This window comes from Roseomonas sp. SRI_022, assembly GCF_057586215.1.
Window position 1 is genome coordinate 1 of the sequence record NZ_JBYCZL010000052.1, and the last position, 18147, is coordinate 18147.

General features: G+C 73.5%; 3 protein-coding genes. All 3 read right to left on the minus strand.

Annotated features, from left to right (window positions below):
- The coding region (locus AC2YHJ_RS27425; protein ID WP_487399373.1) for a serine/threonine-protein kinase at positions 1-1145 on the minus strand (1145 nt) is incomplete at its 3' end.
- A 126-nt stretch (positions 1146-1271) separates the two neighbouring features.
- Complete coding sequence (locus AC2YHJ_RS27430) at positions 1272-4271, minus strand: CHAT domain-containing protein (RefSeq protein WP_487399374.1); 3000 nt, start codon at positions 4269-4271, stop codon at positions 1272-1274.
- Between the two features lie 4 nt (positions 4272-4275).
- The gene (locus AC2YHJ_RS27435; RefSeq protein ID WP_487399375.1) at positions 4276-18135 is read right to left on the minus strand and encodes a two-partner secretion domain-containing protein; all 13860 of its coding nucleotides are present in this window, start codon (positions 18133-18135) and stop codon (positions 4276-4278) included.
- Between the last annotated feature and the right edge of the window lie 12 nt (positions 18136-18147).

Below are 18147 nucleotides of genomic sequence, written 5' to 3' on the forward strand. Positions count from 1 at the left end.
GCCTCCCGTGCCGCGGCATCGCGTGCCGCGGCCTCGCGCGCCAGCTGCTCCTGGCGTTGGCGTTCGACCAGCGCGGGGTCCGGCCCGGCGCCGGGGCCCATCAGGAAGAACCAGGCCGCGGCGGCCGCCACGACGACCGCGCCGGCCCCGCCCGCGATCAGGCCGATCGGCGCGCTCTTGCCGCCGGCCGCTGGCGTTGCGGGGGACGGCGCCGCAGGGCGCGGCGCAGCACCCGGCCCGCCTGCCGGCCGGGCCGAGACCATCGTCGCATCGTCATTCAGCCCGGGCAGGCCGGGCAGCCCGGCTGGTTCCGGCGCGGTCGCCGGCGCATGGACCGCCTGGCGGATCGCCTCGGCGAATTCCGCGGCCGAGCGGTACCGGTCCTCCGGCCGCTTCGCGAGCGCACGGGAGATCACCGCATCGAAGCCGCGCGGCGCCGTGACCGACAGGGTCGAAGGCGGCGGCGGTTCGGTATGCAGCGCCTTGTGCATCACGGCCGAGAAGCCGCCCTCGAACGGCTTCTCCCCGGTCAGCAACTGGTACAGCATGACACCCGACGCCCAGATGTCGGCGCGCAGGTCCACCGGTTCGCCGCGGAACTGCTCGGGCGCCATGTAGGACGGCGTGCCGATCAGCGTGCCGACCTGCGTCATCGAGGAATTCTCGAGCCTGGCGATGCCGAAATCGGCGATCTTCACCTGCCCGTCGGTGGTCATCATGATGTTGCCGGGCTTGATGTCCCGGTGCACCACGCCGCGCTGGTGGGAATAGTGCAGCCCGGCGCAGACCTCCCCCATGACGCGCACGATCTCGGGGATCGGGAAGCGTTCCTGCTTGTCGAGCCGGCCCTTGAGGCTGCCGCCCTCGACCAGTTCCATCACGATCCAGGCTTGGGTCGCGTTCTCGCCGTAGTCGTACACGCCGACGATGTTGGGGTGGGACAGCCGGCCGGCGGCCTGGGCCTCCCGCCGGAACCGGGCATGCGCCTCCACCGCCTCGGGGTCGCTTTCGTTCGGGCGGTTGACGACCTTGATGGCGACGCGGCGCTCGATGATGCGGTCCACCGCGTCATAGACCGTGCCCATGGCTCCCGCGCCGAGCGTGCCGCGCACCTCGTATTTCTGGTTCAGCTCGGCTGGCAGCATGGGCTGAGGCGGTCTCCGGCTTCCGGCATCGGCAATGTTGCGATGCTACAGCCTCTTGCGCGGGATGTCGTCAACACCCCGTGTGACAGGCCGTGCCCCGCGACGCCGGTCACGCGGGGCGATCCATCATAGGCGTGAGGGTGGCGCGGCGGCCGCGCTCGGGCCGGCCGGCCCGCCGCGACGGCCATCACCGATCAGCACGAAGGGCGCCCAGTAGTAGGGATGGGCGAAGACCGCGGGAAGGTTCCGGCCGGCCTCGTCCAGGATGAGCAATTGTGCCCCGCGCAGCGCGGATGAGGAGGTCGCGCCGCCCTGCTGGCGCCGCAGCGTGTCGGCCACCGTCAGCGCGGCGGCGGCGTCGTCCACCGCCCAATGCGTGACCATCAGCCCGCGCGCCCCGGCATAGAAGAAGGCGCGGGCCAGGCCCGACAGCGCCTCGCCGCCGCCCTCGCCACCCGGGCCGCCGGTGTTGCAGGCGGACAGGATCACAAGGTCGGCATCCATCTTCAGGTCGAGCACCTCGCTCGCCTTCAGGAAGGCCGGATCGGCCGAGGGCGCGCCGCCGGGCGGGGAGGCGACGATCGAAGGTTCCGTCAGGCAGGACAGCTCGCCGGGCAGCAGCGCATGGGTCGCGAGATGGACGATGCGGTACTGGTTCAGCGTCTGCCGCCGCAGCGCGGGAATGGTGAATTCCGCCCCCAGGATCGCCCGGTCGGCCGCGGCGCCGAGCAGTTGGCGCGAGGCCAATACCTCCGCCCGCGTGCCCGGCAGGCGTCCCAGCCCGGTGGCCAGCCGCGCATCCCGCCCGCAGCGGTCGGCGGGGAAGGACCGCGCGAACTGCGCCGCCGATGGCGGGACGAAATCGCCGAAGCCGATATAGGGCAGGGGGGCCGTGGACCCCGTGCCGGCGGCGCGCAGCGTCACCAGCGTCTGCGGGGATGGCACGTGCACGATGGCGTGGCGGCGCACCAGCCAGGCGGCGCCGCCCAGCGCATCGGCGCTGGCCGGCTGCGCCAGCAGCAGCCCGAACGGCAGGGCGAGCAGCGGCCCGTCCGGCGCGACCACCAGATTCTCCGCCCCGTCGATCGTGGCGGCGAGCGGGGCAACCAGCAGCCGGTGCAGTTCATGCGCCGCATCGGTGTCGAAGCGCGGAATGCCGCTGGCGCCGAGTTCGGAGGACCGGCGCACGCGGGTGACGAGCGCTGCGACCGCATCCTCGCCGATCGGGATGCGGCGGGCATCGACGCGACCGTCGCGCACCACCATCACGAAGCCCTGCTGCGGCCCGAGCAGCATGGTCAACAGCGCCTCGCCACGCCCCAGCGCGCGCGCGACGCTGTCGGCATCGACGGAAGCGAGCAGGAGCTGGCGATAGCCGGGGGCGGCGGCGGCGACCTCGCCTTCCGCCTGCGCGCGGCGCTGCTGCGCCGAGGCAATGCGTTCGTCGAGTGCTGCGTTCTGCGCGCCGGAGGCATCGCGCTCAGAGAACAATTCGCGCAATTCGCGGTCGGCATCCTGCAGCCCGCGCACCGCGCCCTGCACTGCCGGATTGCCCTCCGACGCGCCGAGCCGGGCCGAGGCCTGCTGCACGAAGCGCGCGGTGCTGGAACGCTGGGCGAGTTGGGCGGCGCCGAACATTTCCGCGCGCAGCCCCGGGGCGAGGCCCGGATTGGCGTTGGCCTCCTGGTCCAGGGCGTCGAGGTAGGAGACGATCAGCGGTACGCTCAGGCCGATCTGCCGCGCGCGCAGGATCGCGGCACCGGCGCGGAAGGCGGCCAGCGCCTCCGGCCTGCGGCCGGCGCGGATGCGCTGCTGTCCCGCGAGGAACAACGTCACCGCTTCGGGCCGTTCGCCAGGTGCTGCGACGCCGAAGCGCCCGGCGGCGCGTTCCAGCAATTGCGCGGCGGTCTCGTTGCGGCCGAGCCGGATATCGGCGCCGGCCTCGGTGCGCATGGCGCGGCCGACCATCATGTTCGGCTCGAGCCCCGCGCGGCGCAGCACTTGGCGCGATTCATCCACCAGCCCGGCGGCTTCCGAGGCGCGGCCGCTACGCACCAACGCCACCGCCCGGTTGCGCTTGGCCTCGGCAAGGCCGAGCACAGCCGACTGCACCACCGGGTCGGAGACGAGGTTCATCGAATCGGCGTCGCGCGAGGCGCTGGAGGCGGGGATCAGCACGGAGTAGCGATCCTCGGCCTGTTGCAGCAGCCCGATCGCGGCCGCGGGGTCGCCGGCATTGAGCGCATGCAGGCCACGGTAGTGCAGCAGGCGCGCGGGCGTGACGGGGTCCGCCGCATTGGGCGCGAGCGCGGCGGCGCGATCCAGCAGCACGCCGGCCTCGGCCAGGCGCTTTTGGTTCGACAGGTTCACCGCGAGATGCAGCATCGCGGTCGCGGTATTCGCGTTGTTGCGCCCGAGCACGCGTTCCTGCACGGCGAGGGCGGCGCGATAGGCATCTTCGGCCGCCGCGAAGTTTTCCGTCTGGTTGAGGTCGCGCCCGAGCGCCATGAGCTGTTCGTAGCGCCCGACATCGGCGGCGCCGAAGGCATCGGCCGACAGCCGCGCCACGGCGAGTTCGAGTGCGGCCGACCGCCCGCCGGACCCGCCGCCCCCGCCGCCCGACTGCCCGGTGGCGAGGCGTTCGATCACCGGCAGGGAGGTCGCGACGCCATCCGCCACGACCGGGCCGGAGGGACCGCGGGTGACGAGCGCCACATGCGGCCAGCCGCCGGCGCGCCGCGTGCAGGCGAGCAGCCGTGCCTCGGTGCCGCCGGCGATGGTGGTGCGCGTCGGCGCGCCGCAGGTCACGCGCTGGTCCAGCCAGGCCCGCCACAGGCCCGAGGCCGCGATGGCGTCGAGGTCGGCGGCGCTGCCGCTGCCCGACATTTCGATCACGCGGGCGGCGGGCTGGGTCCAGCCACCGCAGAACACCTCCCGCGAGCGCAGCACGGGCCGGTCGGCGGGGGCGGCGCGGCCGGGCTGCACCTGGCAGGGCTCGTTGCGGGCGTCGTTGCCCGCGGGCTCCCCGGCCGTGGCGCCGGCTGTGCGCGTCACATAGGCGTCGGGCGACGGCTCCGTGCAGGCCAGCAGGCCGAGCAGGGCGGCGGTGGCGATGATCGGGCGCACCGGATCAGTAATCCTCATCGGCGACGTTGGGCAGTTGCACGTCGGGGTCGGTGATGGCGCCGCCCCACAGGCGGATGTCGACGCGCTGCGGCGGTGCCTGCGGGATGGTCAGCACCTGGCTCGGCACCACGCAGTTGATCGAGGAGACGACGCAGCCATTGATGCGGTAGCGCGTCAGCGCCCCGGTGCTGGCCGGACGCGTGCTGTCGGCGAAGCGCGCGGCGCTCTGCCCGCTGACCGGCGAGCCCGACACGTCGACGAGCTGGCCGGTCAGTTCCGCCGACCCGCCGGTGCCATGGATGCCAAGGCGGCCGGCCGAGACGATGGTTCCGGTGGCGGTGCCTCCGTCGAGCAGCAGGAAGATCGCGCTGCGCCCGGCATCGATGTTGATCTGCATCGTTCCCGCCGGGGCGGAGGAGGCGGCGCCGAAGGCGCCCGGCGCCTCGGTGCCCGGCACGCGCACATGGGTCGCCTGCTGGTTGGCGGGCAGGCCGATGATGTCGGGTTCCACCACGGTCAGCGGATCGGGCACGATCCCGGCGGCGCGGGTGTCGAAGATCACCGCCGGCAGCACGCCGTCGCGCGGGCGGACGGTGATCATGCTGGGCGTCGTGATGCCGGCCGGTGCGCTGAAGCCGACCGCCCGGCCGATGACGTAGGTGCCGCCATCGAGGGTGAGCGTCCCCGCCGCGTCCACGTCGAGCGTGCCGGTGGTGATGACGTTGTCGCGCAGCGTCACCGTGCCGCCGGCGAGGCGGATGCTGTCGGTCGAGGTCAGCGTGCTGGAGGCCACCACCAGGCCACCGGCGGTTTGCAGCAGGATGATGGTCGGGTCGATCTGGAAGGACTGGACCGTGATGCCCTGGCCGGCGGTCAGCCGCACCTCGCCATTCGCGGTGATCTTTCCGTTGGCGAGCGTGGCGACGCCGCCCGCCGTCATGGTGAAGTCGCTGGCCGCCAGCGCCTGGCCCGCGAGGCTGAGCGAGCCGCCCGCCGAAAGGCTGACGCCCTGGGCCGATTGCAGGTAGCCCGACTGCGCCAGGCCCGCCCCGGCCGCCAGGCCGATCGGTCCGCCCGCGGTCAGCGTGCCGGTGCTGGTGATCCCGCCACCGGACAGCCGCATCTCGCCGCCGACCGAGACCTGCCCGGACTGGGTCAGCAAGCCGCCGGCCGAGAGATAGGCCGCCGCGGCCGTCAGCGTGCCGGTCTGGGCGAAATTGCCGCCGGCCGAGGCATCTACCGCGCCGCCGGCCGAACCGGTCGCGGCGAAGTCGAGCGAGCCGCCCGCGCGCAGCGTCAGCCCGGCACCGGCCTGCACGAAGCCCTGCACCGACATCGACTGGCCGGCGCTCAGCGTCGCGGCATCCCCGGCGATGAGCGTGCCGCTGGCCGTCAGCGCACCCCCGGCCGTGGCGTCGAGCGTGGAGCCGGCGCGATGCAGCGTGGCGAGGGTCATCCCCGCCCCGGCGGACAGGGCGAGCGCGCCGCCCGCCTGCACCGAGGCATTGCTCTGCAGCGTCGTGCCGGCGGTCAGCGTCGCATCGGTCGCCGCGGTCAGCGTGCCGACCAGGGTGAGGGGCCCCGAGGTCGCGGTGAGGGCCGCCGCGCCCCCGGCAGTGAAGGTGCCGGTGGCGGCGAGGCCGCCGCCGCCCTGCAGGGTCAGGTCGCGTGCCGCGGCAATGCTGTTCGTCGCATTCAGCGTGCCGCCCGCGACCAGCGTCGCGTCGGTGCCGGCGGCGATGCGAGCTGCCGTGGTCAACCCTGCCCCGGCGGCGGCCGCCACCTGGCCGGTCGCGTCGATCGTGCCACCCAGCGTCATCGCGCCGGTCCCGGCGCGCAGCGCAACGAGCGGCCCGCCGCTGATCGCGCCAAGGGCCGCGAGCGTCGTCCCGGCATCGAGTTGCACCATGCCGCCCGCGTGGATGGAACTGCCCGCCGCCGCCGAGATCGCGCCCAGTGCCGCGATGGTGGCGTCGCCGCCCGCGGTGCCCGTTGCGGTGTAGGTCACCGCGCCATTGGTCGCGAAGGTCGCCGCGCCGCCGGAGGACCAGGTGCCGTCGACCTGGATCCCGCCGCCGGACCCCACATCCAGCACACCGAGGGCGGTGAGCCGGTTGGACAGGGTGATCATGCCCAGCGCGTTCAGGTCGATGTCGCCTCCGGCCGTGATGGCCGCCGTGTTGACCAGCGTGCCGCTCCCGGTGACGACATCCCCCGTCGCGCCGATCGTGCCGGCGAGCGTCATCGCACCGAGGCCGGCGTCCAGATCGACCAGCGGCCCGCCGCTGATCGTCCCGCTTGCCGAGAGCCCGGTCCCGGCATGGATCTGCACCGTGCCCGATCCCGTGATGGTGCTGCCGGCCGAGGCGATCATCGCGCCGGGGGTGTTGAAGGACACATCGCCGCCGCCAGTGCCGGCCGCGGTGTAGGTCAGCAGCCCGCCGGCGGTGAAGGCCGCCGCGCCGCCGGCCGACCAGGTGCCGCCGAGGGCCATGGCGGTGCCTGCGTCCAGCGTCAGCGTGCCGCCGGCCGTGATCAGGCTGGTGCTGTCGAGCGCGGCGCCGGCGGTCAGCGCGGCATTGCCGGTCACGTCGATGGCGGCGCTCGTGGTCAGCGCGCCGCCCGCCGTGGCGGCGAGGCTGGCGCCGTCGATCGTGCCGGCCAGCGTCATGGCGCCGGTCGCGCCGAGGGTGATCGGCCCGCCGGCGATCAGGCTGTTCGTGAGGTCGAGTGCCGCGCCTGCCGTTAGTGCGGCATTGCCGGTTACGTCGATGGCGGCGCTCGTTGTCAGCGCGCCACCTGCGGTGGCCGCGAGGCTGGCGCCCTCGACCGTGCCGGCCAGCGTCATGGCACCGGTCGCGTCCAGGATGATGGTGCCGCCGGCGATCAGGCTGTTCGTGAGGTCGAGCGTCGCGCCCGCGGACAGCGCGGCATTGCCGGTCACGTCGATGGCGGCGCTGGTGGTCAGCGCGCCACCGGCCGTGGCAGCGAGACTTGCGCCGTCGATCGTGCCGGCCAGCGTCATGGCGCCGGTCGCGTCCAGAGTGATGGCGCCACCGGCGATCAGGCTGTTCGTGAGGTCGAGTGCCGCGCCCGCTGTCAGCGCGGCATTGCCGGTCACGTCGATGGCGGCGTTCGTGGTCAGCGCACCGCCCGCCGTGGCGGCGAGGCTGGCGCCGTCGATCGTGCCGGCCAGCGTCATGGCGCCGGTCGCGTCCAAGGTGATGGTCCCGCCGGCGATCAGGCTGCTCGTGAGGTCGAGTGCCGCGCCCGCCACCAGCGCGGCATTGCCGGTCACGTCGATGGCGGCGCTCGTGGTCAGCGCGCCGCCCGCCGTGGCGGCGAGGCTGGCGCCGTCGATCGTGCCGGCCAGCGTCATGGCGCCGGTCGCGCCCAGGGTGATGGTGCCGCCGGCGATCAGGCTGTTCGCGAGGTCGAGCGTCGCGCCCGCCGTCAGCGTCGCATCTCCGGTGGAAGCCGTGATGGCCGCAGTGTTGGTGATCGCGCCGCCTGCGGTCGCGGTCAGGTCGCCATCCGCGCTGACGGTACCGCCGAGGGTCATCGCCCCCGTGCCGGCCAAGAGCGCGACGAGCGGCCCGCCTTCGGTGGTGCCGAGGGCCGAGAGGTCGGTGCCGGCATCAAGGCGCACCGTGCCGCCGCCCTGGATCGAACTGCCCGCCGTGGCGTTGATTGCACCCGGAGTGGTCAGCGTGACATCGCCAACACCGACGCCCGTGGCGGTGTAGGTCAGCAGCCCGCCCGCGGTGAAGGTCGCCGCCCCACCCGCCGTCCAGCTGCCGCCGAGATCCATGGTGGTCCCGGCGGTCAGGCCGATCGCGCCGGTCGCGGCCAGCGTCGCGGTGCTGGTCAGCGCGCCGGCGGCGTTTGCCGTGATGCCCGCACCGGCGGTGATGCCGCCGCCCAACGTCATGCCGGCGCCGGAGGCCAGGCCGAACGCGCCGCCGACATCGGCGATGCCGGTGAAGGACAGCGCGCTGCCCGCCGTCAGGTTCGCGGCACCGGAGGTCGTGAGCCCGCCGGCATAGTCGATCGCGCCACCGGCCTGCAGGGTCGCGGTGCCGGGGCCGCCGGTCACCGTGATGCTGCCGGTGCTCGCGACGGTCATGCCCTGGTCGGTGGCCAGCGACAGGCTGCCATTGGCCGAGACCACGCCGCTGACCAGCAGCGGCAGGATGGTGTTGAGCGACAGCACCGGTCCGGTCGCGACCAGGCCGTTCAGCTCGACGATCTCGTTGTCCTCGGGCAGCGAGATGCTGCCGCCATTCAACGTGAGCAGCCCGGTGACGACCAGTGCGCCGGCCTGCTGGGTGATGGCGCCGGCGCTGTCGATGGTGACGCTGGTGCTGCCCTGGATCAGGTCGGTCAGCGTGACCGCCCCACCCTGCAGCAGGATGACGGGCGCGGTGACGTCGCCGGCCGAAAGCCCCGCACCGGCGGTCAGGCGGACGGAGACCGGCGCGGTGATGCCGGTTGCCGCCAGCGCCCCCGCCGTGCCGAGTTCAACAACGCCCGTCGCGCCGGCCGCGGGCAGCGTGCCGGCCGAAATCCCCGTCGCCGTATCGAAGGCATTGCCGGGCAGGCCGAGCCGGAAGTCGCCCTGCGCAGTGCCCGTGACGGTCGCCACGTCGACGCTGCCGCCGGTCTGCCGCACCGAGCCACCCGCCGCACCGGGTTGGCCCGCGACGAGTTCCAACGTGCCGACGCGCACCGTCGCGCCATCGCGCAATGGCACGTCGCCGGTGACGAGGATGTCCCCCGCCGTGCGCAGCGTGCCGTCCGAGCCGATGCGGAGCCGCAACGCGGCGGGCTCGTTCAACAGCGGGCCGCCACCGCCGATCCGCGCGATCTCCGCACTGGTCAGCGCCAGCGTGCCGGCACCCGTGCCGCCGAGAGTGACTGTCCGCCCCGCCGTCTCGGGCAGCAGGTTGATCACGCCGCCCGGCGCCTGCACCAGCGCCTGCACGTCGAGGTCATCGGCGCGCAGCGTGATGGTGCGCCCGGCCGGGACGATGCTGATCGCCGCCCCCCCGCCGCCGTCGCGCAGTTCCATCATCCCCGCGCCGCCGCGGATGTTCACATCGCCGCCCGCGACGATGCCCGCCAGCGCCGCGATGCGGTTGCCCGCGTTGCCCGGGTCGAGCAGCACCGCGCCGTTGGGGAAGATCGCCCGAAGTGCGGCGACGTCGATGGCGGTGCCGGCGGCCTGCGTCAGCGCGCCGTCGCCGATCAGCGTCAGCTGGTTGACGCGCGGCGTGGCGCCGCCGGTCGCGAGCGACACCGTGCCGGCGATATCGACGCTGCCGGTCACGCCGAGCGCGCCGAGGATCAGTTCCGCCGCCGGCGCGCCGGCGGGGAAGAAGGACAACTCCGTGCTGTCCAGCGTGATCCGCCCGGCGGTGCTGCTGCCCGATGCCCCGCCCAGCACGTAGCCGATGCCCGCGCCCGCCGTGTAGGGCAGCAGCGTGATGGTGCCCGACGGCACGCGGATGGCCGCGGCGATGGCGAAGTCATCCGCGCGCAGCACCAGCGATCCGCCCGACCCGATGTCGAGCGCGCCGGTCACGCCAAGGGTCGCGTTGCCGCCGAAGCCGGCGCTGCGCAGCACACCGGAGGCGCCGGCGTTCAGCCCGAGGCCGAGATCCACGCCAGCCGCGCTGCGCCCGCCGCCCAGCGTGCCGATCGCGTTGCCAACGCGGTCGATGCTGACCGAACCGCCGGCCAGCGCCGCGAGCTGCGGCGTGCTGATCGTCCCGCCGGTCTGGGTGATGTTGCCGCCCGAGGCGGCGCCGCCGTTGAACGACCCGGTGCGCAGCAGGATCCGCCCGCCCGCGCCGGCGGACAGGCTGTCGCCGATCGTCAGCGTCGGCGCTTCCAGCGTGAGCACCCGCCCGGCGCCGACGGACAGCGGCAGGTCGAGCGTCAGCGCGAGCGCGCTGCGCAGCGTGATGTCGGCACCGGCCGAAAGCGCGTCGATGTTCTGGATCTGGTTGCGCGCCGTCCCGTCCGGGTTGGCCGCATCGAGGATGACGGATCCCGTCGCGTTCGCACGCAGGATGCCGGCGGCGAGGCGCACGCCGGCGGATTGGTCGATCGTGCCCGCACTTGCCGTCAGGTCCACCGTGCCGGTCGCCAGCACGGTGTTGAGTCGCAGCGATGGCGCGTCGAGCGTGACGTTGCCGGCGATGACGGTCCCGCCCGCGCCGGTCGCGCCTGCAGTCAGCGCGATGGTGTTGTCGAAGGTGACACCGGTCCCAGCGATGGCGGCGAGCGTGCCGACTGCGTTGTCGCCCGTCAGCGTGACGGCGCCCGACGCGGTCGCGTTCAGCACCGGCGCCTGCACGGCGGCGAGGCCCGACGCGCCGGTGATGTCGCCATTCGTCGCCGTCAATGCTGCCGTGCCCGCCGCCTGCACCGCGATGGTGCCGGCCGCGCCGGACAGCGCGATGCTGCCGGCCGAGACGGTGACGTTGCCGGTACTGCTGCGCGTGCCGAGGATCGTCGTCGCGCCGCCCGTGGCGACCGAGACGTTGCCCGTCGCGGTGGCCTGGATCTGCGGCAGGCTGTTGCCGGCCCGGTCGATCTGCACCGAGGCGCCATCGACGCGCAACGCGTTGGCGGAGAGCGTGCCGGCTGATTGCGTCACCGCGCCGGTGGCGGCGAGGTCGAGCAGGCTGGCGGCCGCACCGGCCACCGCGACGGTTCCGCCGAGGTCGATCGAGGAGCCTTCCAGCCGCAGCGTGCCGCCACGCGCGTCGAGCAGCGCGATTTCCTGCTGCGACAGCCCCGGCGCGGCATCCGTCACGCCGAGTGCCAGCCCGGCGGCATTCGTCGAACGCAGCCGCACCTGCGAACCCGGAACCGCGCCTGTCTGCACGGCCGCACCGGGGGCGAGGACGAAATCCGCAGCCTGCAGGGCGATGGTCGCGCCATCGGCCCGGATCGCCGCATCCACCGCGAGGGTTCCGCCGGTCGTGACCGACACCGTGCCGCCCGCTTGGATGCCGTCGGCCGAGGTCTCGCCTGCAACTACACGCTGGATGGCGCTGCCGATGGTGCCGAGCACGACATTGCCAGCCGCGAAGGCGCTGACCTGCCGCAGGGAGAGGTTGAAGCCACCGGCCTGGATGTCGCCGCCGCTGTGCAGCTCAAGCGCGACGGGCCCATTGGCGCCGGTCAAGTCCAGCGCCTGGCGCAACGTGATGGTACCGGACGTATCGCTGCCGATCACCAGCCGGCCGGTATCCACCCGTTGCAGCAGGGATGTCGCATAGGTGACGGCATCACCCGCGCCGCCGAGGCCGATCGTCGCGCCAGCGGTAAAGGGCAGGAAGCGCACCACGCCGCCGGGGGCGAGGAACACCGTTCCCGCCAGCCCCGGCGCGACCGTCAGCCCGTCGGACACCACCTGCACGCCGCTGCCCGCACCGGCATTGACGCGCGCCGCGACCTCGACCCCGCCGATCGCGTCGGTCAGGGACAGCGTGCCGCCGGGGCGCAGCACGATGCTGTCGGTGCTCGCCGTCGCCGCGCCCTGGCCTGCGGCGAGGCGTGTCACCTCGTTGTTGCGCGCGAGGTCGATCTCATCCCCGGCCGAGGCCGAGAGATCCCGCGTGCGGATGATGCCGCCGGTCTGCGTGATCGCGGTGCCCGCGCCCGGCGCATCGAAATCCGCGCCGGTGCGCAGGATGACGCGGCCATCGGCGGTGCTGGCGATGACATCGCCGGTCAGCGTCAGCGTCGGCGCCTCCAGCACAATCGTGCTGCCGGCGACGCCGTTCGCCGTCACGCCTTCGACCGTCAGCGCATCGGCGTTGCGCAGCGTGACGCTGGTTCCCGAAGACGGACCAAGCGTCGCGACGTGGTTGATGTCCGCCGCGCCTGCCGTCGCCCCACCGCCGTCGAGCACCACCGCGCCCTGTGCGGTAACCGCCAGCCGGTCCGCCGTGACCGGCGCGCCGAGCGACTGCGTGATGCCGCCGGATGGTGCGAGCAGTGTGATGGTGCCGCCCGCGGCGTCGATCCCCGGCGCCGCGATGACATAGGACCCGGCGCCGCGGAAAGCGAAATCCTGGCCCGTTGCGACCGATCCGGCGAGTTGTCCCACCTGGTTGAACGTCGTCGCGCCGTCGAGCAGCACCGACCCGGCCAGGGCCTGGGCAAAGAGCCGTGCCGCGTCGACCGCCCCGGCACCCTGCGTGATATCTCCGCTGCCTGCCGAAAGCGTCAGCAACCCGCCCGCCGTCGGCAGGGTGAAGGTGCCGTCCAGCGTGATGCCGCCGCCCTGCAGCAGCACGGTATTCACGCCGTCCAGCACGCTCGCGGCGCCGGCGACGGTCACGGCCCCGGCGCCTGCCTCCGACCGGCCGATGACGATGTTGCGCGCGACGAGGCCCGACAGGTTGCTGGCGGATAGCGACAGCGACCATGCATCCAGCCCGCCGATGACGATCCCGCGCCCCAGCGTCCGCTGTGCGATCACGATCGTGCCGTTGTAGGTCGGTACGCCCCCCGGGTCGCCCGCACCGACCGCGCTGTTGAGCGTCAGCGTGTCGGCGCGCAGCGTCAGCACGCCGTCAGCCGCCGAGGCGAAGGCGCCCGCATTGAGCCCGCCGCCAAGCCCCGCCGGATTGATGGTGAGGTCGGTCGCCGACAGCGTCACCGAACTGCCGAGCACGCCGGCAACGGTCGCCGCCACATCCCCCGGCAGCGGCACGGCCGTCATCGAGATCGTCGCCAGCGCGCCATTGGTGTCGAGCGCGAAGCTGCCGCTCGCCGCCGCCGCGATCCCGCGCACATCGTTGTTGCCCACGGCGAGCGCGACATCGCCGGTCGCGCGGATGCCGAGCTGGTCGGCGACGATGCGCCCGGTCGCTTCCTGCGTGATGCCGGCGCCGGCGCCGAGGCGCACCACGCTGACGGGGCTCGCCTGATCGACGCCGATCGTGCCGCGCAGCGTCATCAGCCCCGGCGCGGTCAGCGTGATGGCGTCGAAGCCAAGCGACGCCCCGGCGTTGAGCGTCAGCGTCCCGCCGGTCTCGATCCGCGCCGCCCCACCCGCCGCGCCTTGCGCGATGGCGCCGTCGATCGCGAGGTCGCCCGCGGCGTTGAAGGCGAAGGTCCCGCCCACCGTGCCGGCGCCGAGCACGCCGACCGCATTGCGGTCGGCCGCCAGCGTCGGGTCGAGCATCGCGTTGCCGCCGGCGGAAACCTCCAGCCGGCCGGCGGTGATCGCGGCGCCGGCGGCGTTCTGCAGGATGTCGCCGGTCGTCGCATCCAGCCGCACCGTGCCGGTGCCCGCGGCGATCGGCGCCTGGAGCAGGATGTTGCCGGTATCGGCGATGATGGTGATGTCGGCATTGCCGGAATCGGACGGCGCGAGCGTCCCGCCAACCGTGAAGCCCGTCGTGCTGCGGTAGCCGAAGCCATCCGCGAAGGTCACGGTGCCGAGCGCGGCCACCGCATTGGCCGCCTGCGTCAGGTCGATCGCGCCATCGGCCGTGAGGTTCAGCGTGCCGGTGGTGATCAGCCCGGCGGCGGTCTGCGTGATGGTGCTGGCGGCGTCCGCGCCGGTCGCGGACAGTGTGATGGAACTGCCGGTAAGCGCCGTGGTCAGCGGCGCCTCGATGGCGATCGCGCTGCCGGACAGGGCGATGGTAGCGCCGGCGACGGTCGATTCGACGCCCGCCGCGACGGTGATCCTGCCCGTCGTGGTGAAGGCGATGCTGTCATTGGCGTAGAGCGACCGCTCGCCGCTCGCGCCGCTCGGCGTCAGCCCGCTGGCCAGGTTGAAGTCGCCGCTGCCCGCCAGCGTGATGCCGCCCGGTGCATGGGCGATCAGGTCCACCGTCGTGCCGGTAGGCGCCACCAGCAGCCCGCCGGCGTCCTGGGCGATCGCACCAGGCGTCAGCAGCGTGATCGCTGCCCCTGGTCCATCCGCCTGGATGGCGACGGCGCCAAGATGGATGTCGCCGGCCGCGGCCTCCATGCGGATCGAGGGCGCCGTCAGGTCGGCCGAGACGGTGATGCCGCCCGCGCTCAGCAGCGACAGCGCGGCACTCGGGGCGAGTGCGTCGACCACCGACAGCCCGTTCGCCGTGATGGTCTGGGTCGCTTCGCTGGCAATGGTGGTGCGCCCGAGGCGCAGCGTGCCGGCGGTGATCGCCTCGAGATCGCCGGTGGCCAGTTCCAGCGTGTTCGCCGGGTTGCCGGCGGTGCCGACCTGCACGGCATTGCCCGCGGTGCGCGGGCCGATCTCGACCGTGCCCGCGGCACCGGCCGAGACGGTGCCGCCCGACAGGTCCAGCGCATCGACGCGGAGCGAGATGGTCCGCCCATCCGGTGCGCTCAGCGTGCCGGGGACGGTCAGGCTGTCGGCGGTGATCGCGACATCGCCGCTGCCGGTGCCGACCACGCCGCTCTGGCCCGCCGTACCGGAAGGCACGCTCAGTGCGGCGCCAACCAGCGCGACGCCGTCGCCGCGCGCCTGCGTCACCGTCAGGTCACCGGCTGCCCGGAAGGCGAGCGCACCGGTCGCGCGCGCATCCAACTCGGTGACCGCATTGGCCTCGGTCAGCGTGATCGAGCCGGCGGCGGTGGTCGGTCCGCCGCCCGGCCCGCGCACCCGCAGCCTGCCGCCGCCGGAACCACCGAGGTTGAGTGCCGCGGTCTGCGTCAGGTCGCCGGCGGCGATGACCGTGAGGTTGCGCGCCGTCACCGTGCCATTGATCGCCACGTCGCCCACGAAGGCCGTGAGCGTCGCATCGCTGCGCGCGGCACCGTTCGCCTCGGCCGTCACGGCTCCGGCGATGGTCATGGCGCGGCCGCGCAGGGCGATGCTCCCGTCCTCGGTCGTCGCGCCGAGCACCTGCAGCGGACCGTTGTTGCCGGCGAGGCTGATGGAGCGGCCATTGCCGGTTACGGTCACCGTCAGCGGCAGCTCGGCGGCCATGTTGGCGCCGCCGCCCGCTGCGCGGCGCGCCAGCACGGCGCCCGCGCCCTGCGTGACCGAGCCCTGCGCAGAGAAGGTCGCGCTATCTGCGAACAGGGACCCGTTCAGCGCCAGCGTATTGCCATTGCCCGTCACAGTCAGCGAGGCCGCCCCGGCGACCGAGAGCACCTCGCCCGCCGCGAGCTCGATGCCACGGAAACTGGAGATGCCGAGCGCCCCGTCCGCCGTGCCACCCGCGAGCAGTTGCAGCGTGCCGTTGGTCTGACCGAGCGCGACATCGCCCGTGCCGGTCACGCTGATGGAGAGCGGCAAGGCCGTGGTCGAATTGTCGCGATGCTCGATGTTGCCGGCGGTCTGGCTGATGCCTGTCGCGGCGGTCAGGGCGAGGCTGGTCACCCGGATGTCGCCGCCGAGCGATAGCGCGCCGTCCGTCGCGGTGAGCGCCGAATCCCCCGCGATGAGGTAGCCCGCCAGCCGGATTGCCGACCCCGACAGCGCGAAGCCACCTGGCGCGGTGCTGTCGGCGAGCGCGAACACCCCGTTGCCCGCGGCGGTGAGGTCGACGGCCGCCGTGCCGGTGCCGTTGACAGCCAGTGTCATCTCGCTGCCGTCGATGACGTGGGCGATGGTGCCGCCGGTCTGGGTGACGTCCCCGCCTTCGGTGGTGAAGGATGCGCCTTCCGCGCGCAGCGATCCGGCCAGGACGATCGGGCTGCTGCCGCCCGTCACCGACAGCGTCGCGGCACCGTTGACGGTCAGCGTCTGGCCGCTCGCGATCTCGATCCCCTCGGCGCTGGTGACCTGCATGTCACCCGCCGCGGTGCCGCCGCTGCGCAGTTGCAGGCTGCCATTGGCCCTGCCGAGCACGATGTCGCCGGTGCCCGACACGCTGGCCGTCAGGGGCAGGGCGGTCGCCGCGCTGGTGCGGTGCGCGATGGTGCCGGCGGTCTGGCTGATGCCGGTGGCGGCGGTCAGCGTCAGGTCGGTCGCCCGCACATTGGCGCCGAGGGTGAGCGCGCCGGTGGTCGCCGCGAGCGCGACGATGTCGCCGGCCAGCGCGCCGGTCAGCCGGATCGCGTCGCCCGACAGGGCGAAATTCGCCCCCGCGCTGCTGGCGGCCAGCGCGAAGCTGCCATTCGCCGAGCCGGTGAGGTTCACCGAGGAGGTGCCGCCCGAGGCGGTGACCGTCAGCGGCAATTCGGTGCCGGCGACGCGGTGCGCGATGCTGCCCCCGGTCTGGGTGATGTTGCCCGAGGCCGAGAGCACCACGCCGGTCGCGCGCAGATCCGCGCCGAGCGAGATGGCGCCCACGGTCGTCTGCATCGTCAGCACGCCATTGACCGAGACATTCGCCCCGGCCAGCTGGGTGATGTCACCGGTGCCGGCCGCGCCGGCGAGGCCCGCGGTCAGCGTCAGGTTGCCGGCGGTGGTGCGGTTGATCTCGCTGCCGATGATGATCTGGCGGGAGGCTTCGAGCGTGATGTTGCCGGCGGCATAGCCTTCGATGATGTCCGGGGTGATCTGCACCCAGTCGGTGTTGGGGCCGCTGACCGCACGGACGGTGCCGGGCGCGGTAACGCTGCCGCCGACGGTCGTGAGGTCGGTCGGTGTCTCGGAGATCGCATTGCCGGGCACGCCGAGCGACGTGCCCGTATCGGCGATGAAGATGTTGCGGGGGTCGAGCAGGAAGGTGCCGAGCTCACCGGCCGGCGCGCGCAGATCGACGATGCCGTCAAGCACGAAGGCGGATTGGCCAGAGACTTCGATGAAGCCGCCATTGCCGCCGGTCGCACCACCCTGGGCAGAAAGCGTGCCCCGCATCTCCGTGCGGTCGGTGCTGTTGACGACGATCTCGCCGCCATTGCCGTTGCGGGTGGCGTCGGCGCGGATCGTCGCGCCGCGTTCGACCGTGGTGCGCGCGGCCATGGTCTGGTTGCGCCCGCGCCCGGTGGTGCCGACCAGTACCTGCCCGCCGCCCGCACCACCTGAGGCATCGATCCGCGCGGCCGCGCCGACGGTGACCTGGCTGGTCGCCTGCAACGCGACGCGCCCGCCGCGCTGCGCGTCGCCGCCGGTCACGGTGATGGTGCCGTCCTGGCGCACGCCGCCGCCTTCGGCGCGCAGCACGACCTCACCGGTGCGGGCGCCGACGGACGGTGCCTCGATGCGGCCGGTGTTGCGGACCAGGTCCTCGACCAGGCCGGAGGCGGCATGGGCGGAGAGCAGCACGGAGCCGCCCGCCGCCTCGATGACGCCGCTGTTGGTGACGAGCGCCGCGCCGCCATCTGGTGCCGCGGTGACGGCGCGCGTCACGTCGATGCCGATCAGCCCGTCGCCGGCGAGGTCGAGCACGAAGGTCTCGGCCGCCCCCAGCGCGACGCGGCCAAGATTGGCGCGGATCACGCCGGAATTAGACACGCCCGGGCCGACCAGCGCGGCGAGGCCGCGATCCGCGACGGTAATGGTGCCGCGGTTCTCGACCCGCGCGCCGGGCCGCGGCGCGCCGTCGAAGACCATGCGCCCGGCCATGAAGTTACGGTTGGTGATGTTGGCCGCGGAGGCGATCAGGGAGCCGACATCGACCTGCGCGCCGCCGGCGAAGACCATGCCGGACTGGTTGACGATGGCGACGCCGCCATTGGCCTGGATGCGCCCGGCGATGACCGAGGGATCCGGCCCGACGACGCGGTTCAGTGTCCAGGACCCCTGGTTGGGCTGGACGAATTGCACGGTGGATTGCGCGCCGACGTTGAACTGCTGCCAATCGATCGCGGCGCGGTCGGTGCGCTGGGTGATGGTGGTGCGGTTGGCCGATTGGGCAATGCTGGCCTGGCCAGCCACCACCTGGCCGCCCGTGGGTGACTGCGCGAGCGCCGTGCCGGTGACCGGCAGCAGCGCCGTCGTCGC